The organism is Mycobacterium sp. NGS67 (assembly GCF_059812185.1).
The window spans coordinates 1-26,456 of the sequence record NZ_JCALCF010000045.1; the positions used below are offsets into that span (position 1 = coordinate 1).

At 63.5% G+C, this 26,456-nt stretch carries 29 protein-coding genes and 1 pseudogene; 18 read left to right on the forward strand and 12 right to left on the reverse strand.

Going from position 1 to position 26,456, the window contains the following annotated elements; genetic code table 11:
- From AC5Y4D_RS25600 to AC5Y4D_RS25625, 6 genes and pseudogenes are all read left to right on the forward strand, one after another.
- A pseudogene (locus AC5Y4D_RS25600) lies at positions 1 to 515 on the forward strand (sigma-70 family RNA polymerase sigma factor); the annotation flags it as partial.
- A 224-nt stretch (positions 516 to 739) separates the two neighbouring features.
- Positions 740 to 1,528: a hypothetical protein gene (locus AC5Y4D_RS25605; protein ID WP_500038554.1), complete on the forward strand. Its 789-nt coding sequence runs from the start codon at positions 740 to 742 to the stop codon at positions 1,526 to 1,528.
- Positions 1,529 to 1,719: 191 nt separating this feature from the next.
- The gene (locus AC5Y4D_RS25610) at positions 1,720 to 2,466 is read left to right on the forward strand and encodes an Abi family protein (RefSeq protein ID WP_500038555.1); all 747 of its coding nucleotides are present in this window, start codon (positions 1,720 to 1,722) and stop codon (positions 2,464 to 2,466) included.
- A 556-nt stretch (positions 2,467 to 3,022) separates the two neighbouring features.
- Entirely contained in the window at positions 3,023 to 4,324 is a 1,302-nt protein-coding gene (locus AC5Y4D_RS25615; protein ID WP_500038556.1) for a hypothetical protein, read from the forward strand.
- Between the two features lie 200 nt (positions 4,325 to 4,524).
- Entirely contained in the window at positions 4,525 to 5,217 is a 693-nt protein-coding gene (locus AC5Y4D_RS25620; protein WP_500038557.1) for an HD domain-containing protein, read from the forward strand.
- Between the two features lie 85 nt (positions 5,218 to 5,302).
- Positions 5,303 to 5,704 carry a hypothetical protein gene (locus AC5Y4D_RS25625; RefSeq protein WP_500038558.1) on the forward strand — a complete coding sequence of 134 codons (402 nt, stop codon included), beginning with the start codon at positions 5,303 to 5,305 and terminating at the stop codon, positions 5,702 to 5,704.
- 68 nt (positions 5,705 to 5,772) lie between these two features.
- Here the strand turns inward: AC5Y4D_RS25625 and AC5Y4D_RS25630 are convergent, their stop codons facing one another.
- The 4 genes from AC5Y4D_RS25630 to AC5Y4D_RS25645 all read right to left on the reverse strand — a co-directional run bounded on the left by AC5Y4D_RS25630 (position 5,773) and on the right by AC5Y4D_RS25645 (position 8,570).
- Positions 5,773 to 6,093 (reverse strand): WhiB family transcriptional regulator, encoded by a 321-nt coding sequence (locus AC5Y4D_RS25630; protein ID WP_500038559.1) that lies wholly within the window; start codon positions 6,091 to 6,093, stop codon positions 5,773 to 5,775.
- Positions 6,094 to 6,330: 237 nt separating this feature from the next.
- Positions 6,331 to 7,512 (reverse strand): helix-turn-helix domain-containing protein, encoded by a 1,182-nt coding sequence (locus tag AC5Y4D_RS25635; protein ID WP_500038560.1) that lies wholly within the window; start codon positions 7,510 to 7,512, stop codon positions 6,331 to 6,333.
- 376 nt (positions 7,513 to 7,888) lie between these two features.
- Positions 7,889 to 8,086, reverse strand: a complete 198-nt coding sequence (locus AC5Y4D_RS25640; RefSeq protein ID WP_500038561.1) for a toxin-antitoxin system — start codon at positions 8,084 to 8,086, stop codon at positions 7,889 to 7,891.
- A gap of 76 nt (positions 8,087 to 8,162) precedes the next feature.
- The gene (locus tag AC5Y4D_RS25645; protein WP_500038562.1) at positions 8,163 to 8,570 is read right to left on the reverse strand and encodes a hypothetical protein; all 408 of its coding nucleotides are present in this window, start codon (positions 8,568 to 8,570) and stop codon (positions 8,163 to 8,165) included.
- Positions 8,571 to 9,995: 1,425 nt separating this feature from the next.
- Here AC5Y4D_RS25645 and AC5Y4D_RS25650 point away from each other — a divergent pair.
- The 3 genes from AC5Y4D_RS25650 to AC5Y4D_RS25660 all read left to right on the forward strand — a co-directional run bounded on the left by AC5Y4D_RS25650 (position 9,996) and on the right by AC5Y4D_RS25660 (position 11,776).
- A complete protein-coding gene (locus AC5Y4D_RS25650; RefSeq protein ID WP_500038563.1) occupies positions 9,996 to 10,574 on the forward strand; it encodes a nucleotide-binding protein in 579 nt (192 codons plus the stop codon).
- Positions 10,567 to 10,794 (forward strand): hypothetical protein, encoded by a 228-nt coding sequence (locus AC5Y4D_RS25655; RefSeq protein WP_500038564.1) that lies wholly within the window; start codon positions 10,567 to 10,569, stop codon positions 10,792 to 10,794. The genes AC5Y4D_RS25650 and AC5Y4D_RS25655 overlap by 8 nt, the downstream gene beginning before the upstream one ends.
- A 229-nt stretch (positions 10,795 to 11,023) precedes the next feature.
- The gene (locus AC5Y4D_RS25660) at positions 11,024 to 11,776 is read left to right on the forward strand and encodes a hypothetical protein (protein WP_500038565.1); all 753 of its coding nucleotides are present in this window, start codon (positions 11,024 to 11,026) and stop codon (positions 11,774 to 11,776) included.
- Positions 11,777 to 12,024: 248 nt separating this feature from the next.
- On the opposite strand, the gene AC5Y4D_RS25665 is transcribed toward AC5Y4D_RS25660, so the two are convergent.
- Positions 12,025 to 12,906, reverse strand: coding sequence for an ImmA/IrrE family metallo-endopeptidase (locus AC5Y4D_RS25665; protein WP_500038566.1), 882 nt, complete (start codon positions 12,904 to 12,906; stop codon positions 12,025 to 12,027).
- On the reverse strand, positions 12,899 to 13,255 hold the full coding sequence (locus tag AC5Y4D_RS25670; protein ID WP_500038567.1) for a helix-turn-helix domain-containing protein: 357 nt from the start codon (positions 13,253 to 13,255) through the stop codon (positions 12,899 to 12,901). The genes AC5Y4D_RS25665 and AC5Y4D_RS25670 overlap by 8 nt, the downstream gene beginning before the upstream one ends.
- Positions 13,256 to 13,376: 121 nt before the next feature.
- Here AC5Y4D_RS25670 and AC5Y4D_RS25675 point away from each other — a divergent pair, with 121 nt between their 5' ends.
- Both AC5Y4D_RS25675 and AC5Y4D_RS25680 read left to right on the forward strand, forming a co-directional pair.
- A complete protein-coding gene (locus AC5Y4D_RS25675; RefSeq protein WP_500038568.1) occupies positions 13,377 to 13,580 on the forward strand; it encodes a hypothetical protein in 204 nt (67 codons plus the stop codon).
- Positions 13,581 to 13,762: 182 nt separating this feature from the next.
- Positions 13,763 to 14,098 carry an LLM class flavin-dependent oxidoreductase gene (locus AC5Y4D_RS25680; RefSeq protein WP_306249117.1) on the forward strand — a complete coding sequence of 112 codons (336 nt, stop codon included), beginning with the start codon at positions 13,763 to 13,765 and terminating at the stop codon, positions 14,096 to 14,098.
- Positions 14,099 to 14,157: 59 nt separating this feature from the next.
- On the opposite strand, the gene istB is transcribed toward AC5Y4D_RS25680, so the two are convergent.
- Positions 14,158 to 15,009, reverse strand: coding sequence for an IS21-like element helper ATPase IstB (gene istB, locus AC5Y4D_RS25685; RefSeq protein ID WP_306249119.1), 852 nt, complete (start codon positions 15,007 to 15,009; stop codon positions 14,158 to 14,160).
- Positions 15,006 to 16,364: a Mu transposase domain-containing protein gene (locus tag AC5Y4D_RS25690; protein WP_306249121.1), complete on the reverse strand. Its 1,359-nt coding sequence runs from the start codon at positions 16,362 to 16,364 to the stop codon at positions 15,006 to 15,008. The genes istB and AC5Y4D_RS25690 overlap by 4 nt, the downstream gene beginning before the upstream one ends.
- A gap of 111 nt (positions 16,365 to 16,475) precedes the next feature.
- Here AC5Y4D_RS25690 and AC5Y4D_RS25695 point away from each other — a divergent pair, with 111 nt between their 5' ends.
- From AC5Y4D_RS25695 to AC5Y4D_RS25715, 5 genes are all read left to right on the forward strand, one after another.
- Complete coding sequence (locus tag AC5Y4D_RS25695) at positions 16,476 to 16,934, forward strand: LLM class flavin-dependent oxidoreductase (RefSeq protein WP_306249123.1); 459 nt, start codon at positions 16,476 to 16,478, stop codon at positions 16,932 to 16,934.
- A 203-nt stretch (positions 16,935 to 17,137) separates the two neighbouring features.
- Complete coding sequence (locus AC5Y4D_RS25700; RefSeq protein WP_287042175.1) at positions 17,138 to 17,488, forward strand: hypothetical protein; 351 nt, start codon at positions 17,138 to 17,140, stop codon at positions 17,486 to 17,488.
- A gap of 33 nt (positions 17,489 to 17,521) precedes the next feature.
- Positions 17,522 to 19,153 carry a DUF4185 domain-containing protein gene (locus tag AC5Y4D_RS25705; RefSeq protein ID WP_306238376.1) on the forward strand — a complete coding sequence of 544 codons (1,632 nt, stop codon included), beginning with the start codon at positions 17,522 to 17,524 and terminating at the stop codon, positions 19,151 to 19,153.
- Positions 19,154 to 19,185: 32 nt separating this feature from the next.
- Positions 19,186 to 19,707: a hypothetical protein gene (locus AC5Y4D_RS25710; protein WP_287042179.1), complete on the forward strand. Its 522-nt coding sequence runs from the start codon at positions 19,186 to 19,188 to the stop codon at positions 19,705 to 19,707.
- Between the two features lie 16 nt (positions 19,708 to 19,723).
- Positions 19,724 to 20,095 (forward strand): hypothetical protein, encoded by a 372-nt coding sequence (locus tag AC5Y4D_RS25715; RefSeq protein WP_287042181.1) that lies wholly within the window; start codon positions 19,724 to 19,726, stop codon positions 20,093 to 20,095.
- A 203-nt stretch (positions 20,096 to 20,298) separates the two neighbouring features.
- Here the strand turns inward: AC5Y4D_RS25715 and AC5Y4D_RS25720 are convergent, their stop codons facing one another.
- From AC5Y4D_RS25720 to AC5Y4D_RS25730, 3 genes are all read right to left on the reverse strand, one after another.
- Positions 20,299 to 20,982 (reverse strand): hypothetical protein, encoded by a 684-nt coding sequence (locus AC5Y4D_RS25720; RefSeq protein ID WP_287042184.1) that lies wholly within the window; start codon positions 20,980 to 20,982, stop codon positions 20,299 to 20,301.
- A 223-nt stretch (positions 20,983 to 21,205) separates the two neighbouring features.
- Positions 21,206 to 21,406 carry a hypothetical protein gene (locus AC5Y4D_RS25725; RefSeq protein ID WP_500038569.1) on the reverse strand — a complete coding sequence of 67 codons (201 nt, stop codon included), beginning with the start codon at positions 21,404 to 21,406 and terminating at the stop codon, positions 21,206 to 21,208.
- 85 nt (positions 21,407 to 21,491) lie between these two features.
- On the reverse strand, positions 21,492 to 21,806 hold the full coding sequence (locus tag AC5Y4D_RS25730; RefSeq protein ID WP_500038570.1) for a hypothetical protein: 315 nt from the start codon (positions 21,804 to 21,806) through the stop codon (positions 21,492 to 21,494).
- Positions 21,807 to 22,147: 341 nt separating this feature from the next.
- Between AC5Y4D_RS25730 and AC5Y4D_RS25735 the strand changes: the two genes are divergently transcribed.
- Complete coding sequence (locus tag AC5Y4D_RS25735) at positions 22,148 to 22,624, forward strand: hypothetical protein (protein WP_500038571.1); 477 nt, start codon at positions 22,148 to 22,150, stop codon at positions 22,622 to 22,624.
- Positions 22,625 to 22,848: 224 nt separating this feature from the next.
- On the opposite strand, the gene AC5Y4D_RS25740 is transcribed toward AC5Y4D_RS25735, so the two are convergent.
- Positions 22,849 to 23,055 (reverse strand): hypothetical protein, encoded by a 207-nt coding sequence (locus tag AC5Y4D_RS25740; protein WP_005149417.1) that lies wholly within the window; start codon positions 23,053 to 23,055, stop codon positions 22,849 to 22,851.
- 1,250 nt (positions 23,056 to 24,305) lie between these two features.
- Here AC5Y4D_RS25740 and AC5Y4D_RS25745 point away from each other — a divergent pair.
- A complete protein-coding gene (locus AC5Y4D_RS25745; RefSeq protein WP_500038572.1) occupies positions 24,306 to 26,273 on the forward strand; it encodes an SIMPL domain-containing protein in 1,968 nt (655 codons plus the stop codon).
- Positions 26,274 to 26,456: the final 183 nt, after the last annotated feature.

Sequence of the window (26,456 nt, forward strand, 5' to 3'; positions counted from 1 at the left end):
GCCCGGTACGGCTGAGCAACGGCGAGATCCTCGACGGCGTCACCGCCGCCGGCCCCAGGGTGGGTTCTGACCTGTGGGCCGGGGAACAGGAAGCCGCCGAGTTCGTCGAGCGCACCCTCGACGCCGCCGACAAGTCCGGCCGGCTGCGCGACATTCTCGACGCCGTGCGCTCCCACCGGGTCCACGACGACTTCTCCGACCGGTGGTCACAGGCCAAGGAGGATTTCGATCGCACGCTCAACCACAAGCGCTCGAAGGTCACCGTCACCTTCGTCGAACTCGATGACACCACTCCGGTTCACGGTCCTGAGACCGAAGTCATCGGCCAGCTCGCCTGCAGCGACTTCCTGACCCTGCTCAACCCCGGCGATCGCGAAGTGGTGGTCGTCCTGCGCAGTGGAGTCACCTCCCTTACCGACGTCGGCAAGATCCTCGGTTACAGCAGCCACAGCGCCGTATCGAAGCGGCTCGCACGCATTCGCGACCAGGCGGCACGCTTCTTCGACCAGAACTGACCCCGAAACACGGAAGTGGGCTATCACCCCGCGGCCCCACCATCAAGGACCCCTGGCCGTGATGATGAAGGGCAAGGGCATCCGCAAGTGGCTCCGGTGATTCGACGGGTACTTCGACAGGTACTCAGAGGGCGATTAGATGTTGTTTTATAGCTCCTTCTGTCGCGGCAAGTATCAGGGTCGCTGCCGGAGTTTGACTCGCGGTGACCTGGCATGATGAGTCCATGAATCACGCACCGATCCCCGGCCAGCAGGCCGCCATTGAGGCGCTGTTGAAGGCCTCCGCCCGCACCTCTCAGCGGGTCAACATCCGGAACAGCTTCGTCCAAGGGGGTGATCAAAAGCATCCCGTCCCCGGACCGCTCCACAAGATGGTTCGCGCGCAGGATGACCGCGCACTGGACCTGTTCCTGCTGCACCGCGCCCTGGTCTCGGCGGAACCCTGGACCAGCCGGCCCCTTCTCTCCCGGGTCTGGGCCCGCATGCTGGGTGTCGAAACCGACCAAGACCACGGTGCCGCCGTCGTCTCGCGCACCTGGCGGCGACTCGACCAAAAGTACGGCCTGATCACCCGCGGCAAGACTGGTCGCAGGGCGGTCTTCACCTCCCTGCGGGAGGACGGCAGCCGCGAGGACTACACCGCACCGTCTGGGCGCGACGTCGCCAATCGCTACTTTCAGCTCCCATTCGAGTACTGGACCGACGAGCAGGCCTGGTACCGGACGTTGACGCTGGCCGCGAAGGCGATGTTGCTGATCAGCTCCACCCTCGGGCCGGGCTTCATCCTGCCCGGTGAGCGGGTTCCCGAGTGGTACGGGATCAGCGAATCCAGCGCACAGCGTGGCCTGCGGGAACTGCGCGAGGCCGGTCTGCTGAACCTCTCCATCAGCTACAAGCCCACTCCACTAGAGAAGATCCAGACAACCGAGGTCTACAACTACACGTTGGTGCCGCCGTTCGGCCGCATCGAGAAGCGCCGGCTCCGCGTGGTCCCGAAGATCGCCAGTGCATGACCGCCCCAACACCTACTTCCCGCTGGTCGAGCGGTGCTTCCCGCCGTCTGAGGGAGCAACGAATGGCAGCCGTCACATCACCAAACCCCCGTGTCGGGTGTACAGTGGACGACGTAAGCCCTGAGGCATTCCCGGCACCAGCAATGGTGTGTCTGGCCCCTCAGGGCAAAACGCTTTCTAGGGCCTGAACGATGGACGCCCACGAACTCCCGCTCGAAGATCTAATCTCCCCCGCCCGCTACCAGCGGTATCGAGCGGCCGCCCGCGGCGACACAGCACGCGCCGCGCGGCTCTACATGTGGAACTGCGACCTCTCCGCGGCCTACTGGCCATCAATCGCGCTCGTCGAAGTCGCCATCCGAAACGCCATCGATGTCCAGCTCTGCTCCCATCTCGGCGTCACGCGCGAACAGGGCTGGCACGCCGAGGCCCTCGCCGACCACCCACGAATCCACCTGACTGAGAAAGAACGCGACAAGATCAAAAAGTCGCTCGAGACCTTTGACCGCAAGCACAACCTTCCTGGCCAGCCCCGCACTGTGGAACCCACAGGGGGCGATGTCGTCAGCAATCTCAGCCTCGGGTTCTGGGTCTCCCTCGTCGGAGAAGGCATCCCCCGCCGCCACTCGAACGTCTACGACTACTTCCAAAAACTTTGGCGGCCATTCGTTTACAAAGCATTTCCGAACTACGGACCCGACGGCCGAAACTCGCCAGGCCCCCTGCGGAACAACCTGCGCACATTCGAACTACTCCGCAACCGAGTTGCCCACCACGAACACATCTTCACCCTCAACCACTCCCACAACCTCGACAACCTCATCGATATCGCCGGCTACATCAACCAAGAACTAGCCGACTACCTGCGCAGCCACCAACAGGTCACAGCAGTAACTAGCCGATACGGCAGCCAAGTCCTACAGCAGTCATCACAGTGATCTGCTCTGCCCCAGTTCGTCGCGCGACATCTTTAGAAAAGATCTAATGATCGTCGCTGAAATACTCTGGCCCTTGAAATAGGGGTCCACATTCAGCAAACAAATGCGGGGGCCCTTGGAGATCCAAAGCTGCTCAAGTCGGGTTCTTGCCGTCTCTTGCCTAGGTAGGATCAACCCCGCTTCCACTTTAAAAAGTGGCGGCGACAGCGTACCTGGTGGAGGGGAAGTGAGGGATCAGCTCCGCGCAGATCTCGATGCGTTAGGGCGATTGTTGCCGCAGCTTTGCGATTTGGCGCAGCGGGTTAAGCAGGACATTCCCGGGCAGCCCCTTCATGAGACTCAGAACATGGCGCCCTCGCTCGCAGCTGCTCAAGAGGTGTCTGCTATCACGTTGCCAGCGGTGAGACGGGCGGTGGCCGATCAGTTCACTATGGTCGCTCAGATGGTCGAGGATGCCCGCCAAGGATTTTTGTCCTCCGATGAGCAACTGCCGGGGGCGGCCAACAGTGCCCCATCGCCACCACAGACCTCGACCTTGATGTAGGAAGCCGAAAGGTTGACGCCGACCAAGTCGCAGATCCTTGGCACCAACCCCCACCGGGTGCTGGATCTGCTCGACGACTGGCTCCGGACCGTCGACACACTTGAACAGCAAGCCGAAACATACAAAAAATACACCGAGCGCCCGGGCGGCTCGTCCTGGGAAGGACAGACCGCCGAGGCCACCCAAACCCGCGCACGTCAGGATTACCGAACAGTCGCCAATTTGCGTACCTGCGTCGAGCGCGCCACCGCACAGATCCGCAACACGGTCACCTCGACATTGATGCCGCCGCTGAGCAACGCCCAACAGATCATCGCCAACGCCGAGGCTTCACCGGGCGTGACGGTCCACGAGGATCTCTCGATTACCTACACTGCGCCCGCGGGTACCAGCCAGGAATCCGCCGACGCGAACAGCAAAGTTGTCGCCGCGGCCGCCGCTGAGCTCAAAGAATCATCAGACAGGTGGTGGTCTGCCGAAAACCAAGTGGCACAACAGATTCGTGACGCACAATCGGCGATCGGCAACGCAGCCAACTTCGGGCCGCCCGGCGGTCCACACTCCCATCCTCGACGAGCGCGCATTCAAACCGTCGATCGGCACTGGAAACAAGACCCCGCCCAGCCCACGCCAAACCCCGCCGCCGATTTGGGTTTGCCCGAATACCCGCCGGGATCACTGTCAAACGAGGAGGCACGCGCCGTCTACACCCAGGGTGAACTGAACATGCGACAACTCAACGAACGGCTCACCCAACTAGGCCTCAACCCTGAACAGCGCGCGAAAATCATGTTCGATCAACGCAATTCGCTGCGGACGTGGGTTCGCGACCTTATGAGTAACCGCACACGCGCCGCTGAGCTAGCCGCCTCTGATCCCAACATGACCTATGAGCAGATCATCGCCAAGAATCAAGCAAAAGGCCTCGCCGGCAACGATCTCTACAACGCCATCATCGACAGCTCCACCCGCAGCAGAGCCAGCGTGAACGACTCCCTAGGGATTGATCCCCAGCGCCCACCCCCACTACCGCCGGTGCGCCCTTCCGCACCCATCGAAGGAGCTCCCGCCGCCGAACCCCGCCCTGAGCCGCCAGCGGCCGTGGCGGACCAACGGGACCCGAAGGTGGCACCGGCAGCTCACGAGCAGGCGGTGTCGGCCCCAACGCCGGGGCAGGCGGAGCCCTCGGAGGAGGCGGGGGTGGAGGAGCGCGGGGAGGAGGTGGGGGAGGAATTATGCGGCCATTTCCAGAGCCGGGCATGCCGCAATTCTGATGGCAAACCAAGTCGGACGGACCGGACAAAACTTGCTTAACCCAAACGGACGACACGTTGCGCTGCCCAGGACAATCCTAATCTGCCGCTTCAACCTGACAGTATCGAGGAGCTCAAGCCGCCTCTGTGAATGTCTCTGAATTGACTTAGGGCGGACGCCGTAAAATGTTGCATTACAACGACTTCGACTTAAATGCTTTGTCCATAAAGCAGTGTCTGCGAGAAGGGGCAGCTGGGTAAGTGGCTGGCGACTCCGGACAAACCGCTGACCTGATAGGTCAGTGGCTAACCCTTGTTGCCGGCTGTAATGGCGCTTACCAACACGCCGGCGATATTGGCCGAGCCGTACTTATCGCCTGGGACGAACCTCACCGGCGCTATCACAACATCACCCACCTGCGCGATGTGTTGTGCCGCATCGACGAACTCGCCGCACACGCAACGGATCCTGATGCTGTGCGTCTTGCCGCCTGGTATCACGACATCGTCTACCGCGGCCAACCCGACGACGAACACGAAAGCGCCCAGCGCGCACAAGAAGACCTGATCGCGCTGCGGTTACCGCCGGCACTGATCAGCGAGGTGGCCCGCTTGATCCGGTTGACCGCCCACCACGATCCCGCTCCTGGTGATCACAACGGCGAAACGCTATGCGATGCCGATCTCGCAATCCTGGCCGCACCACCAGACCTCTATACCCACTACACCAACGCTATCCGCGCTGAATACGCCCACCTCAGCGACGACGCGTTCCGGGAAGGACGCTCAAAAATTCTGCACGCCTTCCTTCAAGCGCCCGCTTTGTATCGCACTCCCGCCGCGCACGCGCGCTGGACAGCGCAAGCCCATACCAACCTGCACGCCGAACTCCACCACCTCACCGGGTCAACGACAACACTGCCAGCCTCCGACGCATCCAACCCGCAACCCTGAACCAGGCACCAGAGCCCACCTTCGCGCCCGTCGCAACACCTGCCACCGCAGGTAGCCACGTCCACGTCAGGACTAAAATCAAGACATGTCTAGTGCTGGACAATCCGCTAAGCCCCCCCTCGCGATTGACGTAGCCGCGCAACCACATTGGACGCGCACCGGCTACAAATTCTTCCCCTACGTCGCCAGACAGTCAGGTCAGTGGTGGGTGCTGAGACTGAACTTCGGATTTCCCGAACACGACATGTACACCCTCTTTGTTGACGCGAAGCCCGTCGTCGACATCACCGACGACCCCCACCACCCTGCCGCCCTAGTGCGCAGCATCGCCGCACTCAATGATCCCGCAACGCCGCTACCCGCACTTGATGCCGACACCGCCGCCACGGTAATCAGCAAAGTTGCACGCTACGTCAACTACGGCAGCGAACACGGCGAGCCCTGTGATTTCTGCTCCCATGACCACGACGGAATGACCCGCATCTGACCTTTTCCTCGCTCCGCGGCAACCGCTCTCGGCGTAGGTGCGCTTAAAACGCAACTACCACAAAAAGATCAGTTCCGGGAACCGCGGGGGCGGCCCCGCCGGCGCGGGGCAACCTGATAGCCACCACGTTCGGCCACCACCCGCAGACGGCGCAACGCGAAGTCCCGGGCGCGCTGCCCGGACTCGGGAATCACCACCCCGGCCCACAGCCCCTGCACGTTGGTGGCCTGATAGGCCTGCTGGGCGCACCACCCCCGGCGCGGGCAGGCCACACACAGCGCGACGGCTTGGGTGTCGGGCTGGGTAGTGGTCCAGCGCTCCGGGTCTGCGGTGCAGCGGGGCACATACCCCTCCCCCGGTGTCGAGTATGAGGTTGCTGCCGCAGCCATCCGCCGTCCCCTTTACCGCCTGTGCCACACCCATCTGGTGCGACATCCCCCACTGTCTGGCACTAGCGTACTAAAAGAAAGGGCTCCTAGCTGGGCCGATCGGCGCACGCCGTCGCCAACAACGATCCGACGCGCGCGCCGGGTTCGCCCCGCTCTCGACGAGGCGCATTCCGCACAAGGCCCACAGTGTTGCGGCGGGTCAGGGGAAAGAGCGAGCAACGGTTCCCATGGGTGCGGTTAGCGCCACAAGTCCCAGCGAGACATGTCAGGGGTGCGCTGGTCATCGCGGCGAGCATTCTCGATCATCGCGCTCACGCGTGCGTGTTCGGCGGCCACGGTTGCGGTGCGTCGGGTGGCGGCACGGCGGCGCGCGTAGGCGAGCTCAGCGAAGACCGCCGCACGGCCGGGCCCAGTGGCCGCAGCTCGGCCCGCAGCGCGGCCCTTGCAGTGGGCGTGGTGTTCGGCCTCGCGGGCGGTCTGGCGGGCCGCTCGGGCGGTGCATTCGTGGGCGTCGCGCGCCTCGTCGAGGGCGGCGGGCCGGTCGGCCAGGGTGTTGTGGGCGCTGTGCCAGGCCAGCAGGGTGCCCAGCAGGGCGATCGGTCGCGGTGGAGCATCCTGGATGCGATGCCGGGTGCCGAGCCAGTCTGACACCAGTGCGTTGAGGTCGCGCGGTGTCCAGCCGGCGGCCGCCGGCGCGGCCAGCATCGCCGCCCAGCTGCTGGTGCTGAACTTGCGGGCCCACGGGGGGGCGTGTGGATCGGCGCGCCACCGCACGGCCAGGCGCCGGCCGGCCTTATCTGGTGCTCGGCGGCGCGTAGCGCCGCTGTGCCGGGCGCGGTGAGCGCCCGCGTGGGTAGTAACCAGCTTGCCCAAACCGGGGGATGCAGTGGTTACTGGGGACCGTTCCAGGTGGGGTGACAAGCTGTGGACAAGTCGGGTGGTGTGGGCGTTGTCGTGCAGTGCCCACACCGAGGCCCAGCCGCGGTGGCGATCGCCCATCCGCCAGGACGCCATGCGTTCGATGTAGGTGCGCTGTCGGCCGCGCAGGATCTCGGTGGCCACCCCGAGCAGGCGCAGGCATTCGTGGGCGCGCTGGATGGTGCGTTCATCGAAGCCGGTGTCGCGTTCGAGTTGGGCGTTGGTGGGCCGACAGCCCCGTCCGGTGCTCCGATCGGCGTAGCGGGCCATGGCCGCGGCGATCACGATCAGGGTGGGTTTGGCGATGCCGCCGTTGCACATCAGCGGCCGCACCCGGTGGTAGTGCAGGTCGTAGGCCACCGCCACCGTGATGTGCGCCCATCCGGTGGGGCCGGCGCTCCAGCATGGGACCCCGGCGTAGGCCTGGTCGTCGAGGTTGAGGGCGACGAACGTGCTCGGGGGCGGCAGTTCCCGGCCGGCCAGGCGCCGGCCGCGGCGCATCGCCAACACTTCGGCAACACCAGTGGTGCGGATGACGCCGCGGCGGCGTCGCGTCGTACTGCACCCGCGATACGTCGCAGGGGCCGCAGCCAGCGGCCGCGACGACGCCGTTAACGGCGTCCGATGATAACTATCGAAGAGATCACGGCGCGCGCCCTCTGGAACCTGATACAGGTATGCGCTACCGTGAGACGAGTCGCGCAAGACACGTCCCTTTCAGGGGCAACGGGTGCGGACCCGGAACCGAGCTGCTAACTCGGCTCAAACCCTTCCGACAGGGCCCCGCTTACGCGGGGCCTTCGTCATCTCAGCGAGTCGTCCACACCGCTATGGAATTGTTGGCCATCTACCTGACTTTGTGTCAGGTCGCCGGTGCTTACATCGCCAGTGGCAAAACCTCCCTGTCGAACTCACGAACGGCTTCTGGGTGACCCACCGCGATCGCGAGCAGATCTGCGGAAAGTTGACTAACACTGGTGCCGCGCTCGGCGGCCATTTCACGTAGGCGGGCGTAGACGACCGCCGCAGCGCGTACTTTGATCTGTTCGCGATCACCTTTATGCGGCTGTGCCATGTCTGCGATCCTTGCGGGAATAAGGTTGTACCTGGTACCCGACACGCCGCGGCGGCCGTGATGTTTTTGTGATTAATTACGCGACGTGGTGGAGGGACCTTGCGGCCCAGTTCCGCACGGCGGTACATATCGTGCGCCAGCGGCGGCCAGCACTCTCAGAATCTCGATCGACCAGAGGGGCGATCTTGTCGGCCACGGCTGAAACAAGCTGGGCGGCCTCAGCTAGGTGAACCGCGGCCGCGGTGAGGTCGGCCATACCGACATCAGCGAGGTCGTCACCGCAGGCAAGGCTCAGCGATTGCCCTACAGCAAGACCAACCCTGATGAAGGCCCGCGCCATGAGATGCGTCAGTACCTCTGCCGCATCCAGAACGCGGTAAGCCTCATCAGGATCCATAGCGCGACTGGCCAGCCGCGTCACCGATGTCGCGTTGTTGAATGCGCGGACGTCAGCCGCCGCGGCAAGCACGAACTGATCGTTCATCAACGCAGAGTAACAGAGTCTGTAAGTTACTGAGGAGCTGACAGTCCGACTGATTTGCGAAGCTCCGTTTCTGTGTTGCCGGCTAGCTCTGTTTCGCGTTGAAGTAGCAGGTCGATAGCGACTCGGATCAGGGTGTTTTCGGTGATCCGTTCACCCTTGCCGGCCCGGGCCCGATTGAGACTGCGACTGATGCTGCTCAGGCGGTTGTATTGATCAGGCCGCAAGCGCGTTTCCTTGCGCTCGAGCTGGCCGTAGGGCACCCACTGCCCCGGCAGAGGGTCGCGATCGTGACCAGGCACGTTTCACCTCTAAATCAGAAAGTTCGGCAATCCCAAAGTAACAGACTGTCTCACGAAGAGTAGGGCCTTCACTGCGCCGGTACGGGGGTCGAACGCCCCGTACCCCTTGCCGGACCCGTCCCCATTGACGGGGATTTATGTTGAATACGGCTGTAGTGTTGGCGCATTTTACCGATGTGTGGTTACAGTCCCTAGACAGGCGATAAATGCACCAATCGAGGTAATAGTAAATGTGTCGCTAACGGAAAACTGTGTCCTGAAAGGTGTTGTGGTGTAGGAGGTTTCAACTCTGATACGTAAACAAATGCTCTATTTCTATGTTACGAGCGGTAATCATTTATTATTTTGATGACTTTTGCGAAATTTTGGAGTGAATGATAATTAAGCATGCCCCGAAGTTTCCCCTTGGATTTTCCAGGGAGCCAAGAAAGAAGGAGTTCTGCCGTGACGACTCGACACCGTGAACCCGGAGATCACCTCACCGCGAGGATCTCTAGTCGGCGCGCCGTGCCGCACCTGTACCGCCGCCCCCTCCACGCTGGGTGGCGTTCGCTTCGCTGATGATGAACACCGCACGCGCGGCAATGGGAGCTATGGCGACTGATTTCTTGATTTCACCCTTCCCCATAGGGGCCGCGTTCGTGCGTGAGGGTGGTGGCTGTCAAGGCTCGACCGGGGTCGACCGCGTAGCGGCTTGGCCTTGACAGCCACCACCCTCACGTTCCACCACAATCTGCGGGCGAGGAAGGGGTGCTGCGCCTTCTGTCCAACGTCCAGATTCGTCTGACCTGCGATCTTATGGCGATCAATGTCCTAGCCGCCAGGCTTCTGAGCGGTGCCCTTGTAGAACGTGGTCTGCCGTCCCTAAAGGGGTGAAGGGGCATGTTTCTACGAGCGATAGGGGCAACTGTGGCACCGCAGAAGGAACCGCCGCCGCTGCTGACGGTGCGCAGCACCGTCGTGTTCTTGGCGGCCGCCATGGCCGCCGGGGCTAGCGGATTGGGAACATACATCGGAACCCGTAAGCCACTCACCGTAGCCGTTCAACGTAAAGACGTAATTCCGTCATTGTGTTGTTACGTTCTAGCTTAGTTGCGTTGTTACGTCAGGACGTAAGGTTTCGTGTATGCCGATTCTTTCGTTGGTCCACACCAAGGGTGGTGTCGCCAAGACCACCAGCGCGATGTATCTCGCGGCAGCCGGCGTCTCGCGCGGTCTGGACGTGGTGCTCGTCGACGCCGATCCGCAAGGCTCGGCGTTGGAATGGGCTGCCGATGCCCGCGCCGACGGTCCGATGCCGTTTCCGGTAGTGCCGGCCAGTCGGCCACTGACGGCGGAACGCGATCGGGATTTGACGATCATCGACACCCCGCCTGGGACAGCGCAGGTGATTCAGGAAGCCATTGACGTTGCGGATCTGGTTGTCGTGCCGACTGGGGCGTCCCCACTGGACGTGCGACGAGTCTGGCCGACTCTGGAGATCACTGCTCACCGTCCGACCGCCGTTCTGCTGACGAGCGTGGATCTACGCACCCGTCTTGCCGATGAAGTTCGTGCGCTCCTGGAGGCGGAGGGCGTGCCCGTCATCGGGACCCCGATCCTGCGGCGTGAGGACGTGCGCCGCGCCTACGGCGCAACACCAACTCGTCTGCACGGCTACGACGATGTACTGACCGAACTCCTGGAGGCGATGGCCCATGTCTGATCTGACGTCGAAGATGGCCGCCCGTGTGCGTACTGAGCCTGCCAAGCGGGCCGCCGAAGCGTTCCGATCCCCAGCAGATGACATGCAGCGGGCCACTGTCTACCTACCCCGTTCCACTGTGCGCGGCCTCAAGCAAGCCGCCCTCGATGGCGACACCAGCATGAGCAAGATTCTCACCGATTTGGCCGATCAGTGGCTAGCTAATAACGTAAAGACGTAATTACGTTTGTACGTTGTTACGTCTAACGTCACGGCGGAGCACTGGAATTAAGTGCTTCGCTGGTGTTCCACTATTGTGTACTGTGATTTACAGGTGTTCCACTATTGTGTATCGTGGTCTGCAGATGCGGTCGGTTCGTCCGGCTGTTCGTGAAGAAGCCTCCCTCTCTGAGGGGGGCTTCCTTGTTTGTCTGGCACAGTGACCAATTGTGTCGGTGAATCCTGCGGCGATGATCTTCAAGAGCCTGCATCCCTCGCGGCTGGCGCATTATCGGTCCCTATCAGGCGGTCAAGACGCCGATGCGTTGGCGCTGTACGAGTGGAATATCGAGGTCGCCGCGGCTTTGCAGGACCCGTTGGGAATCGCCGAGGTAGCTGTGCGGCATGCCATCGACACGCAGCTGTGTGCGTGGTCGCAACAGCATGTGGGTGTGCCTGAATGGATCGATCATGTTGCCGGCATTCCATACCTGTCGGGACCGAACGTGTTCAGCACGACTCGCCATAATCTCTACAAGGCGGCTGACCAGTCCCGCCGGGCTCGGCCGGCCAACCATCCCCGTCACGGCGGTGCGATCACTCACGACGATCTGGTTGCTCACGTCATGTTCGGCACCTGGGCGAACCTGCTGCCGGAGAAGTTTAATGCGGCGTGGTTGGACCCGAACGGTCACCCGGTGCAGAACCAGGTGAACCTTCAAGCCCGGCGAGACCTGTGGCGCAACTGTTTACAGGGGGGATTTCCACATGTACAGCGTGATCCGCGCGGGTACGGCACCGGCAATAAGGTTCGCGATTTGCGAAGACTGCGAAACCGGGTGTCACACATGGACTCGCTGCTCTATGTCGATGTCTTGGCCCAGCACGACCGGGTTCTCCTACCGCTGCTGAACTCGATTAGCCGCGACCTGCGGGATTGGGTTGCGGGACGGAGCAAGGTACATACCGTGCTGACGCAGCGGCCGACCGCCGGTGTGCCATGAGGGCTGAACGTATTTACGTCATAACGTAATTACGTTTATGCGTCGTGGAGCGCTTGGGCTTCGATGTCGTCTGACCTGGGGCCTGATGCTCGCCCCTTACTACGTCCTTCGCCGCGGCCAGACTAGGCACGGCCCAGAGCTGACCGGACCGGACCGCCGGCACGCCCCGCCAAGCTGAGGGATCAGCGGGAGACCGGGCTATAAACGTAATGACGTATATGCGTCATTACGTTTATAGCAACTGTGGCTCATTCACCGGTCAGGCGGACACGGATAGGACGCAGAAGACGGCGTCGCTCGGTCTTGACCCAAAACATCATGATCTCCGCGTATCCAGTGTTCAACGTTTCCACACGCACGTTCACCCGGGCGCTGGCGCTGTCCAGCATGGGGACCTCATTGAGCCCGTGGTCGATGGCCGCGAGGAAGGGGTGCGCTGAGGGGTGCAGACGTCGCGGGTATCGCGTGTTCCCGAAGCGCTCTACCCATTTCGGGGAGCGAGGTGTTTCACGCCGGTCGTAGCTGCCATCGCTGTTGGGCATCTTGCTCAGGCACAGAACTTGGACGGCGTCCTGGTGCGTTTCGGCGTAGCGGCGAAAAGCTGCTTGAAGAGACGATCCGTAGCGTTGGGCAAGGTGGGCCACGCTCGCTACACCGGTGTCCAAACTTCTCGCGTCATGAGTGAATCCGTGTCGCTGAAACAGCAGCTCAGCGGCACCCTGATTGGCCTCCTGCTCGAACAGTCGGTTTGTCGACGGACTCAGTGTCTCTTCGTTGTCGGTGTGGACGAGCTGCTGCTGCCAGGGCAGCAGGTCGTGGGTCACTTCGTGGAGTTTGACGAAGTTCTTGCGTCCCTCATGGGTGACCAGCTCACTGATGTGGACGGTGCGCTCACGCCGATCTAACGCGCCACGTAGACCACGAAACCCGCGACGGACAAGGTTGCGCACCTGTTTGGGCATCGCGGCAAGCACTCCTTCATCCAGAGTGAATTCGTCAGACTCCAGGAGGCCGCGCGCCGCGATGATGTCATCTACCGGCGTGGGGTACCGGCCATATGCATCAGCGGCCTTCAGTAGCGCGTGAGTGCGTTCCTCGATGTCCTGTGCGCTGTCGAGATCCTCAAGCATTTCGCTGCCGTTGCTTCTGTCGTAACAGCTGGAGATAGGTGGTGAGGGCCTCGGCCTCCTGCTCAGTGAGGCCCTCTGAACTCAGAGCGTGAGCCAGCGTTTTGCCTTGCGCCGTTCCACCTGGCACGACATATCCCGTGCGGCGCATCAGTTCGAGGTAGTCCGCGCCCAACGTTTCAGCGAGACCATGCAACACCTTCGGCGATGGGCTCTTGACCTCACCACGCTCAAGTTTCTGTAGGTAAGCGGTACTGATTCCGGACGGCTCGGCAACAGCTTTCAACGTCTTTCCCGAGAACTCGCGAAGCTCGCGCAGGGTGGGGCCTAGGGAATCGTTGTCGGTGGTCATAGCACCATTGTAGACGGATTTACACGATAGTAGACACCACGTGATACACTAAAGTAGAAAGCTAGTTACCAAAGTGTTCGACTCCACTCAGGGTCGGACGCATGAGAAAGGAATACCGCCAATGTCCAAGGGGCATCACCGCAGCGCAGTCACCGGCAAGTTCGTGAAGGCGTCAACCGCGGCGCGCAACCCGCGCACCACAGTCACCGAACGGGGCGCCAACCACAGCAGTGGAACGCACCACCGCAGCGCAGTCACCGGCAAGTTCGTGAAGGCATCCACTGCCGCACGTCACCCCAACACCACGGTCACCGAACGCGGCTAACCACCTCTCCGGAGCGGCGGGGAGATTCGTCCTCTACTACGCACCCCCCGCCGCCCTGGGGATTGCCTCTCCAAAAAACGCCAGAAACAACTCTCTAGATGTGAGACACGCAGAGGCTTGACGGTGCCGCCCTCTACCGTTTGTGAATGCGACATGCGATCTATGTCCCACTATTTGGCCCGTTGGCAGATCCGCATGCGATAACCGACATCGCCGGTACAGCAGAAGAGGCCGGCTGGGGCGGACTGTTTGTCTGGGACCACGTATTGAGTCCCATTCCGGGCGAGTGGGACATTGCCGACCCGTGGGTGGTGCTGGCCGCGGTGGCGACGGTCACTCGCCGCATCCGTATCGGAACCATGGTGACGCCACTCCCGCGCCGCAGAATCGCCAAGCTCGCCCGCGAAACGGTCACCCTCGACCACCTCAGTCGAGGCCGGCTCACCCTGGGGCTCGGTACCGGTGGGGATGTCGGAGGTGAATACAGCGCCTTCGGTGAAGACGCTGACCACAAGTGACGGCGCTCATCGAAAGTCCCCAGGTGTGCTCGCCGAAATTCCTCACCTGTGAGCAGCGGTCAGTGTAGTTGTTGGCGGGTGCCGGTGGTGGTCCGGCGCAGCGTTTCGGCGGCGGCCTGGTGGTCACGTAGCCGGTAGGACTCGCCGTCGAGGTTGATGACGACGGAACGGTGCAGCAGGCGGTCCAGCATGGCCGCTGCCACGGTGGTATCGCCGAGGATCTCGCCCCATGCACCCACCCCGCGGTTGGTAGTGATGACGATGCTGGTCTTCAAATACCGTTGAGAGACAACCTGAAACAACGCCGAGGCGGCTTCAGCGGGCAGCGGAAGATAGCCGAGTTCATCAATGACCAGCAGCGTCGGACCGGCATAGAAGCGCATGGTGGTGGCCCAGCGTCCCTCGATCGCGGCACGGTGGCAGCGGGCGGCTAGGTCGGCGGCGGTGGTGAAGTACGTCCGGTAGCCGGCATGGGCTGCAGCCCTTGCCAATCCGACCGACAAGTGTGTCTTTCCCGTGCCCGGCGGCCCGATGAGCAGAATGTTGGTCGCTGACTCCAGGTAGCGGCAGGTGCCCAGTTCGTCGATGAGTTTGCGGTCGATCCCGGCGGCAGCATCAACATCGAAGTCGGCCAGGGTGGCCGGGGTCGGCAGGCAGGCGAACCGCAGCCGGCCGGCTAGGCGGCGGGCAGTGCTGGCCTTGACTTCCACGGCCAGCAGTCGCTCCAACGCGACGGTCAGCGACAGCCCTTCGGCGGTGGCCTGGTCGAGCACCGCCGGTAGGGCTTCGGCGGCCGCGGCCAGTTTGAGCTCGGCCAGATGCGAGCGCAGCTGCTGATAACGGCTCGCCGCCGCCGACGGTGATTCCTCGTTGGTAGTGGTGGTCTTGCCATTGCGTGGCGTGGGGGTCATTGGATGGTCCTGTTCTGGGCGGCCCGCTCATAGACGGACAGATCGATGACGGTGGAATCGGTTGATTCGATTGGGGATTGGGCGCCAAGGCTATTGGAGTCCTTGGCTTCGAGCAGTTGTGCAGCAGCAGCTTTGGCCGCCGGGCCCGGTGGGATGCGTTCCTTGCGGCGGTGGGGGCGCCCGGTGGTAGCGGTGGCCATCGCCGCGGCGTCCAGGGCGATGACGTGCCCGCTGTCACGCACCATGACGCCGAGTCCATCGGCGGCCATCCGGTGGCGGGCGATCACGATGCCGCTCATGGTGGCGATGTCGCAGAACTGGCCGCCGACGGGATGCGATACGACGACTTGGGCGGCGGCCAGTTCTGGGGGCACCGAGTAGCGGTTGCCGCGGTAGGACACCATTGCCTGCCGCGAGGCGGTGCGAGCCTCAGCCACGATCACTGGATACACCGCCGGCACCGGGGCCAGCAGTTCGGACTTGGCGACCACGGCGACCGAGGAGCGGCCGTCGGTGCTGGCCCGCCGTCGGGTGTCACCGCGGAGTACGGCGAAGCGATCCAGGTTGGCCTGGGCCGCCTCGACGGTCATGTCGTCGGCCAGGGTGCGCCACCAGCGTTGCGCGGCGGTGTGGTTGACCTTCTCGACCACGCCCTTGCGGTTGCCGCGCCGGGCGGGGCAGATCGCCACCGAAACGCCGTAGTGTTTGGCGACCCCGGCGAAGGACGCGGTCATCCGACCGCTGCCGGGGTCACACACCGTGGCCATCCGATCGAACCGCCACACCCGGGTCAGCCCGCCCAGTCCACGAGTGACGCGGTCGAGGCCGGCGACCAGATGCGGCTGATCCTCCGAGGGCGCCAAGAAGCCGCGCCATTTTCCCGAATGCGCCAGCGAGCCGACCAGCAGATGCGCCGTCTTGCCCCACCCCCAGGATGCCGGCGGGTCTGGCAATTCCAGCCAGTCCCATTGGGTTTCGTCCCCGGGTGCGTGTGGGATCACTGCGTTAGGGCGCTCGGTGGCGGTCCGGCACGCCTCACAGACCGGCCGTAGACGCCGGACGCGGATGTTGCGGGTCAGGCTCTGATACGACAGACCGAACCCCAGGTCTTCGAGTTCGTCAAACAGGGTCCGGGCCCACAGGTGTGGGTCCTCAGTCAACCGCGCCATGACGTAGTCGACGAACGGGTCGAATGGATCGGGGCCGGGCCGGGCGCGTACCCCGGGGGTGCCGTCACCGGCCAGATACTTGCGGACCGTCTTGCGGTCGAAGCCGGTGTGGCGGGCGATCGCCGCGATCGTCCAACCACGCTTGCGTAGGGCATGTACTTCCACATCGTCCTCCCATGTGAGCATGAGAAAGCGGGCCTCCTTCGGTGAAGCAACTGGCGTCAGACACCAGCAGCTTGGAAGGAGGCCCGCCCTTCTCGGCGGAGCCACACGGGTGGGGAATTTCGATGAGCATCAGTGGGAAATTTCAGTGAGCGCGGTCACAAGCGCCTCGGAGACATTCTCGACGAGGGAGCCGCCGCATTGACCGCACTATGGGACGGCCGCACCGTCGACCACAAAGGAACCATCACCGCAATAGCGGTGCGGACAACCCCAGGACCGGTTCAGCAACCGCGAATTCCGCTATGGTTTGGCACCGCGCGCACTACGGGCCGACCTATTCGGCGAGCCGCACGCTACGACGGCATCTTTCCGCTCAGCGCCGACACCGGCGCCGTCGAACGCATCGCTGACAGTGTTCGGGGCATCCGCGGGACTCTCGACGGGTTCGACATCGCGGTCGTCTCCCGCCCGGAGACCGACCTTTCTCGGCTCGCGGCCGCCGGCGCCACCTGGGCTCTACACGCGTTTTGGCCGGGCAACCACCCCGAGCAAGTGCTGCGCGTAATCAACCGACGACCACCATCAATCTGAGCGCAAGTCAGCAGACCACGACTGTCCTCTGCCGCCACGACATCGCTCCTTCGACGAGACAGAATCTGAGCCGTCTTCATTCTCTAGATGTGAGACAACGATGGGCGCGGGACAAGTGAGTGGGCTGACGTAGGTGTCTACTACGGTGGGTGCCTGCTCAAACAATGTCCCTTTGTGGGTGATCGGGTTTTCGGGAGGACGTGATGGCGAACTTCAGTGTGACCCCGGATAGTGTCCGTGCCGGTGCCGGCAAGATCGGCACGGAGAGCGCCTTGGTGAGCGGGCTGGCGGTGCCGGACCCCGCCGCTGCGGCGGCGGGCCTCGCGGGGTTTGTTACCGCCGCGCAGCTGTCGGCGGCCCGTGATGCGGTGGTGTCGGCGTTGAAGGTGGCCGGTGGGCGCTGTGAGCAGATGGCGTTGTTGTTTCGCAACGCCGCGGACGCTTTCGCTCTGGCGGACCTGGTTACGCCGGGATTATTGCGGCCTTCGTGGCTGTCGCAGCAGGTTGGTGACGGGCTGACCGCGATGGGCGAGATGAACCTGACCCCCAGCTAGACCCGTGCCCGTATTTCTGGGGGGATCAGTGAGTTGAGTCGCCCGCAAAAAAGCGTGGTGTCCAAGGCCAACGCAACCGCCCTAGCTGACATGGCGGGACCGTTGCGCGCCGCGGCGAATCAGCTGGCCGAATCCGGGGAACGAGTCCACGAGACGGTCTATGACTTCGACTGGGAGGGCCTTTCGAGAAACGCCGCCGATACCCGAGCTGACCGGGAGTTGATGCAGGATCGCACCGTCGCGGCTGATTTGCATGCCTTGGCCGATGCCTATGAGAACGGCAAGAACACCATGCAGCCCATGATCGACGGACTCAACAACAAGGCACAGGGCTTAGAGGCCGATCATTTCGCGGTGTCGGAGGACTGGGTCGTCACCGACACCTATGACTACGCCGCTGCGAAGAAGCTGGCGAAGCTGATGGGCCTAGATGACTCCGACATCAACGCCGTGCAGTCCCAGCGGGCCAATGAGGCCGCCACCGAAACGGTGACTTTGCAGCGCCTGGCCGATGAGCTAGGTACCGCCGACACCAACACCGCTGCCGCTATCCGCGCCGCCATCGCCGCACTCAGCGGCAGCAATGGCCCCCAACTGGCCCTGCCGCCGGGGCTGGCCCCGGGACAGGTACGCAATCTAGGCCCCGTCGCTGGGACCGGCGCGCACATCCCCGGTATCGGAGCAGCTGATCTCGGAGAAATCATCAGACTGCCCAGCGGGCAATACGTCGCGGTGTTGGGTGACTCCTATCGCGGAGGACAAATGGGCGACGGAGAACACTTTCCCTCCGTGGCAGTGCCCGTCACCTTCGACGCCCACGGGCGCGCCCACTTCGGTGCGCCGTTGACCGGGCCGGACGGTAGCAATGTGTTGTTCCCACTGCCCCAGGCAGCCAAAAACGCCGGAGCCAACAACGCCCTGCCCGCCGGCAGCATCACCACCCGCGACGGGCGAACCTACATGATGGTGGTAGGCACCAATACCAACGAAGGGTTAGCACCCCAAGGGGGCTCCTGGCTGGTCGAGGTCACCAACAATCCCGCCGGCGGCTGGAAACCTATCGACGGCAGCTACAAACCCTGGGCGTCGATACCCAACCCCACCGCCGGTGTGCCCGGAGAGCCCCTGCGAATCAGCGACCCCGCCAAAGCACCCACACAGATCAGCGGCTACCAAGGCAACGACGGCAAAATCTACATCGCCGCCGACGGCTTCGACCGCCACCAAGGCGTCACCATGTACCGCGTCGACCCCGACCACATCACCAACCGCGACGCCTGGCAACCCTGGACCGGACACGAATTCGGCAATCCTGAACAACAGCCCGTCCGCGTCAGTCGCGATAACTTCGGAGAACTCAGCTTCCGGGAGGTTGAGGGAAGGCCAGTGCTGTCCGGGTTCAACGGCGGAACAGGGAACACGGAGGTACGCGTGGGCAATGCTTTCCCGTCCGAAATCTTCGACAAGGGTTCAAGCACCTTGGTCGCCGCAGGCGGATCATGGGGTGAGCCAGACAGAGTGCCGCAGAACTACGGTGGCTACATCATGCCCGGGGCAACGCTAGACAACATGGGAATCCTGGTCAGCCAATGGAACACCACACCAGTCAACCCCGGCATCCCCTACACCGTGGAGCAGTTCCAAGTGAACCCGAATCACCGATAGACCACACTGCCGCCGACGCCTACAGGACGAACATGATCGCTAAAACACTCACTATCGCTGCCGCCGGCGCGGTCCTCACTGCTGCAATCACTGCATGCACCGCACACGCAGAGCCGTCAAAATTCCCCGACCTCAGCGGCTACACACCGGTCAACATCGCCGACTACCGGATCGACACCACCACACCAGGGCACCCGAGCTCGGGAACCTACTTCCTTACTCCCGATGGAATCACCTGCAACTTTCCCATTGGAGCAGCGCAATGCAGTGGGAACAACCTGCCCGGCGTTCCTCCAGCCACCTCAAACCCAGCCGCGGGAATCAATATGGTGAATTGGGTCGGCACGGACACGGGGCTTAAGCAAACGAACGAAGGACCCGCGTCGGACGTTATAAATGGCCAGCAGATAAAGACTCTGCCTCCGTTTCATTCGATCACGGTCAGTGGAGTGATCTGCGGGGTGGATGACAAGAAGATGACCGCGTGTAAGGACCCCCAAGGGCGTGGTTTCGTGCTGTCTCCCGCGTGGTCGGGGTGGCTGGGAAAAATCTAAAAATAGGCCCACGAACATGGCTGATATCTCCCAGCTGCACCCACTGATACAGAAAGCACTGCGGACCGGAGAAGTGCCGAACCGGCAGGAGCTGGCCCACCTGCTGGGCGGGAAAATCCCGAACCTCTCCGACCTGGCCGACGAAACTGTCTCTGACAAGAACGCAACCGAACGGGAACACCCTGATGCCGAAGCGTTCCGCGCCCGCTACCACGCCATGGTGGAGGAGAGAATCTCTGATTGGCTCGACGACCATCCCCAGTATGGAAACGCCGTTCCTGCCGCCGTGCGACACCGCATCGAAGATGACTGCGACCGCCAAATACAGCATCAATGGGCGACCCACAGAAGAAGACTCGCCCCACACAACGACGATCAGAATTACTGAACCGCGATCCACTGTGCGACTGAATTGGAGCGGGGCGAGCAGCCATGCGGGCAGGGCTTTGTGATCATCGGTAAGGGATCGCTGGAGCCGGGCTGACGACCTTTGAAAGCGCCGCGCATAAGCCCCTTTGCTGACCACCGCCGGTCATGTCATAGAACAAGGCTTGGGGTTTGAATTGCGGGTGCAGGGCGGCGGGTTAGGGGTTAGCGGGTTTTGCCGGCGGCGCGTTGGGCGGCGCGGCGCTGTTGGCGGCTCATCGGCACCTGGTGGTGCTGTTCGGTGTCGTGTGCGGGATGGCCGGCGATGGCGTCGAGTAGGGATTCCAATTCCGCGAGACGGGTCCGCAACCGCCAGACTTCGGTGACTTCTTGGCGCAGCCGCGCGAGTTCGCGGTCGCGCTGTTGGCCACGCTCAACGTCGCGACGCAACTGCTCGCCGAGCCGCTGGACCTGCTCGCGGGCCTGCCGGTAGCCGGGGTCTTCGGCCAGGGCTTGGTGCAGGCGCACCGCAGCGGCGAAACGCTGCACCACCGCACCCAGCTGCTCACCCATCGCACCCTCGGCGTAGCGGTGCTCGAGGACCTCCAGCAGGAGTTGGCACTGATAATCCGAACTGAGAAACAGTCGGTGCAGGGTGTGCATCGAAGGCAGCGGCAACCGCGCATCAGGATCGGGTCGATGCGCGCGGGGCACCTCAATCACGCGCACCGCGGCACCGGCATTGCGAGCCGCAACGCGCTCGGCAGAGGCCAGCCGCCGACACCGCGGCGAGCACCACACCGGCCGCCGCCCCGGCCCCTTATCGGGCACCTCAAAGCGCTGCCCGCACCGCGGACAGGCCCGCACCGAGTCCGTGCGGGCCTCCAACGCCACCGGGTCAGCACCCACTCCACAACCCCACAACTAATTACGTCCAGGACGAAACGTTACTGATTCGATACCTTAGTGCAAGAGGTGTGAGGTTCGGCGGTGGGCAAAATTTGGGGCATCCTAAGTGCCGTTCGGGGGCCCGCGTGAGGGGCGGCTGGCGGGGGCGTTGCGTGGAACCTGAGCGAGTTGTTCTGTGGGTGCGGCGCGCCGCGACTGCACGTTTGGGTGTGCCCTGGTGCTGTTAGGTGCGCGCCGCGGCCACCCGCGCAGCCAGGTCGGCGGCTTTGGCAGCAGCGCTGTGGGTGCGGCGCAGTAGCGCGGCGCGCGCGGCTGCGGCGGCGGTGGCACGCGCAACGGGATGACCGGCACTACCGAGGGCGGCCTGCGCGGCCGCGCAGCGGTGTGTCGGCGTGGCCGGCGAGTGGGGCGGCGATTCGCGCACGATCAGCGACCAGCTGCTCGGCTGGGCGGGGCGATGTCGGCGGCCGTGGGTCGATCGGCGAGGTTATCGGCTCGCCTGCTCCTGCTCACATTGATCGCGGTCGGTGGGACCGCTGGGGGTGCGCTTTGGACCGGGTGGCCAGGATGTGGCGGATCTGTTGTTGGGCGGCGGCGATGCGGGCTCGCGACGCGGCGGTGAGCGGCGCGGGTGGCGGCGTGGGGTCGAGGCGGTCGGCGGCGCAGCCGCCGGCCTTTGTCGGTGTCTGGGGAGCTGCCCAGGACAGCCGTCGTAGTCGGCTGGATAGGAACGCGCCGGGGTTGGTGATGTGGTCGGGCCAGGTCCATCCGCGTGCCCGCATGTCGGTATTGAGCGCGTCGGTGATGGCTCGTGCGGTCCACACGGTGGGGTCGATGCCGGCGGCGGTGAGGGCATCGCAGATGGTGCCGATGTGGGCGCGGTCGAGGCCGTGGGTGCGGGCGAGGAGGGCCGCGGCGAGGCGTTGGGTGGCGAGCGGTCGGGGGGTGATGCGCCGGGGGGGGCCGTGCTGGCGGAGTTGTGCATTGGTTTTGGGAACTGTGGGTGGCGGGCGCGCTTGCGCGCCCGCTTGGTGAGTTCTTCCCTACGGGAGAAGAAAGACTAGGACCGCCTGATGGCGGTAGGTGGAAATCATGCCCCGCAGGGCTTGGCGCCGGGTGAGGATCGCGGCGGGGCACCAGGTGGTACACCGAGGGTCGCCGCCCGATGCTGGGGGTGTCCGGTGAGCCGTGGCCGCGGTGGGCCTCGATGGCCCAGTGGGAGGCGCGTAGGACCCGCCAGGCGGTGGTCACGGTGCGCACGTCACATCCTGCCCGGGAGGCGATGGTGGCGCGGGTGAGGGCGACGTGGCGGCCGGTGGCGTGGTCGGCGTGCTCGGCCATCACCGCGGCGATCGACAACAGGGTGGCCGCGGTGATCGACACCCGCTCGGCGGCGCACAGCTGTGCGAGGGCCGGCGAGTGCGCCCAGCGGTGCAGGCTCTCGAGCCAGCCGGCGCGGCTGGTCCACATCGGCGCCTGCGGCGCGCACGCGCCGGCGCGCTCCACCCAGCCGCGACGGCGTTCGTTTGCGAGCGCGCGGACGGCATGCGGTGTGGGGGCGATGGCGGCGCCCAATGGCGTCGGCCACGCACTACTCACCCGAGGTGATCGGGTACCAAGGAAGTCACGATTTGCGCACTGATTGCGCGCCATTTCTGGAACGTCAGACAGGTGTGCGCTACCGTGAGACGAGTCCAGCAAGACACGTCCCTTTCGGGGCAACGGGTGCGGACCCGGAACCGAGCGGCTAACTCGGTTCAAACCCAGACAGGGCCTCGCGACGGCGGGGCCTTTGTCATGTTCAGGCTTGGGTCTGCACCGCTATGGAAATGTCACATCTGCCCGCGCTTAGGGGCGGGCGTGTGTCTACATCGCCAGCGGCAGAACCTCCTTATCGAGTTCACGAATGAGTTCGGGGTGGCCGACATGGGCGGCCAAAACATCAGCCACGTACTGGCCCATAGGGATGCCGCGCTGCGCGGCTTCACGTTTGACGATCTCGTAGACGACGCGATCGGGCCGCGACATGATCTGCGCGCGATCGCCCTTGTGTGTGCTGCGCCTTTGGGTCATGGTGCGAACTCTGCCAGCGACAGGGGGTGTTACCTGATAACGACACGCGGTCTAGCCCGGACAACCTGTGAAACATGGGGATTCGTCAGGCGACCGCGCGGAGTCGATCGCCGCTCGGCGCGCGGATGTAAGCGAAGGGTTGTCGGTTTCGGGCTTAGATCTATTGTCTTAGACGCTGACTTAGATTGGTGTATCGTTATAGGTGCCTGTTGCGTTGAGCTTCAGGAAGTGAGCCCGAGACCCGGCCGGACGACCGTGGCGCTCGGGTTTTGCGCTTTTCTACGGCTTGGGTCTGGTTAGACGTCTCGGGTAGCGGTGACGGTGGGGCTAATCAGAGTGCGCCAGTGCCCGCCTTTTGCCCAGCACCAGGCGATGGCGTCGGGGACGGCGAGCAGGGTCGCGTCCTAAAGCCGATGACGTTCGTGATCGGAGGAGTAGACCGGAATGGGAGCGCAGCCGGTGTAACGGGCGAGTCTGGCTGAGCTCGAAAAACGGGTGATGTTTCTGGCTGATCCCGGTGATCGCCAGCAGGTTAGGCGCTAGGCTGACGAGCTCTTTGATGCTCGCATCGAGGTCGTTGATGCGCTGATTGGCCTGGGCGAGTTCGCTAATCATCTCGCAGAGCACATGGCGCACCTGAAGGCTTGGCTGCGCGGTGTCCACCCGTGTGCGGAGCAGTGCGAGAGCTTCGTGCGTGTCAGATCGCCAGGGGTCGGTAGTCGGTCAGGATCCGTAGTTCACGTACTCGCTCGTCGATGCGGTGCCGATCGAAAGCCGGTGCGCCGATGGCGGCGTGCGCAGTTGCCAGGGCGTCAATGGCATCAGACTTTGAACCCGTCGCGGCGTGCAACTTGCGGTGGCCAGCCATGAGTCGGCTGGGCAGCGTTGACTATTCGACGTGCGCCTGGTGAGCCGACCAGCCCTCACACCCGGTTAGATGGTGGTGTCGGCGGCGGCTGAAAATTGACCCCCTGGCGGCCGTGCCGGGGTCAGATTTTCGCGCCGCCGACATATTCGTCATGGAGTTGCCGGACAGGTTTGCGGTGGAGGCCTCCCGTTGCTGTTCAACTACCTGGCCTCGTTCGCGGCGTTGCGCGACCCGCAACGCGGCCCGCATCGCAGGTTATGGCCTGTGGGCGATGCCGAGGGATCTGTTGTGAGGCGTGCGCGCGACGGGATCTGAAACGAAGTACCTGGGAGGTCGAGATCTGGGACCTGGCCGCGTCATTGGCCGACGCTACGCTGACCGCATGTCTGCTGAAATCACCGTTCGTGGTTCGTTCGCGGCGTCTCGGCCGCCCGAGCGAGGTACTGTTCACGCCTTGATCAGCTACGAGGGTCCGTCGATGGGGCCGGTATACACGAGGGTGACACGCGACCTGGACCTCGTGCAGACGTCAGTAACCGAGCTCATGGACGGGGATGACTCCGCGGTTACCTGGTGGTCCGCCGAGCGCTTGCGCACCTGGTCGACCCGGCCATGGAATCAGGACGGCGAACAGTTGCCGCTCGTGCATCACGCCAGCGTCGCCGTTGAAGCAAAGTTCCGCGACTTCGCCGCGTTGTCCGCTTGGGTCGGTGAGCACGTCACCACCACCGAAGGATTCCACGTCACCCACATCGAGTGGGCATTGACGGTGAAACGGCGTGATGAGTTAATTCGGCAGGTCCGCGATCGGGCCGTCAAGGACGCTGTTGATCGTGCCCAGTCGTACGCCGATGCCCTTGGCCTTGGCAAAATCAGTCCCGTCGCGATCGCTGACGCAGGAATGTTGGTTGCCAACCTGCGTCCAGAGGCGGGCTCTGGGCAGGGCCATACGGTGGCCCGGGCCGGACTGCACCAAGCCGTTCAGCAATCAGGTCTCGAGCTGGTGCCGCAGGACATTGAGGTCGCCGCCTCGGTCGATGCGCGATTTGTCGTCGAGGGATCAGGATCAACCCCCTTAAACTCTCGCGCTGAGCCTACGGAATTTACAGAAGGGAGGCGCGAGCCTAACACTGAGCCGTGGGTGAGTGAGTTCCGAGACGACGACGCCGGCTACCTGGCATGGCTCGCCACCCATCCCAACGGCTACGTAATCAACATCGCCCGCAGCCACAGCGCGACCCAAGCGAGGGTGCACCACGCCGGTTGCAGGAATATCAACGGTGAGTGCCCCAACGGTGGCGCGTGGACGGGACCATTCGTCAAAGTTTGCGCGGAGCATCTGGCCGAGCTCGACCAGTGGGCGATCGACCAAGTGGGGAACCCGATTGCGCCGTGCGGAACTTGCCATCCGGCCAGTGATCCCCATTCGCCCAGTTCGATCAAGCCGCCTGACCAGGCGGTGCCCGCCGCACTGCCCGACGGCCGCTGCGAAGTACATGGACCGGCGGACACTGCAATGGTCCAGGCTTGGGCCGATGACTACATTCGGTTCGAACGCCTGCCGATCTGGCAAAAGGACCTGCGCGATGAGATTCGCAATCGCTGCGGGCAGCTTGAGCCGTCTGCAGAGCAGTTACTGCACGCCACGTTTTTCGGTCCCAAAGTCTCCACTGCCGACGTCGAGAACGTGTTGCTCTACTACATTGACTCGTTCAGAGTCTCAGGTACGAACGGGATTCGCTTCGAACACGGCGCCGGGGTGCCCCCGGGGCCAAACGGTAACGGATACCGGTTCTGCTACCGCTATGCGCTTGCGCCCCGGTCGGGCGCCTTCGATTCGTGGCGGCAGGAACGAACGGTTGCCTCATTCGACTGGACTGACCTCGGCGCGTTCGCCGGCGAAAAGCAGCTGGCTCAGGTGTGGCTGGCACTCGCCCGCGGCGATGTCAAGGTATTTGCGCCCACCGCGCCCGGGACCCCATTTGGCGTCAGAGTGAAGGTTCGGCCGCCGGTTAATCGCCAGCCGGTCTGGGGTGGGTTACTGAAGGGGGTCTTTGATGGGGTGATCTGCGCATTCCAAGCTCACATCGACACCGCCATCCTGCCGGAGGTCGCAGCGCGGCTCGCAACGGTTCTTCCGGCAGATTCCGCTGAGATTGAGGAACGTCTGCTTGATCAACGCCGGGCAGTGTTGGGCTCAGTACACAGGCTGGTCACCCCATACCGCGAAGGCGTCAAGTGGGACCCGTGCGACCACCTCTGCGTGGCCGGGGATTTGCTGTCTGCGGAACCGGTGAGTGACCGTTGGGCAATCAAGGGCGAGATAATCGAACTTTCCCGCGAACGCTAGACACCAACGGCTGCAGCCGCACCGAATCCAACGCGAGGGCGAATGCACTGCAATTAAGAAACTTTGCGCCGGGCTTGTTCGCTAGCGCTTTGGAGACTAGGAGGTTAAAACCCCTTGCAAAGTCATCGCCCTGCCGACAGCGGCGGTTGTCATCGACGCAAACCAGACGCTTATATTGCTAGG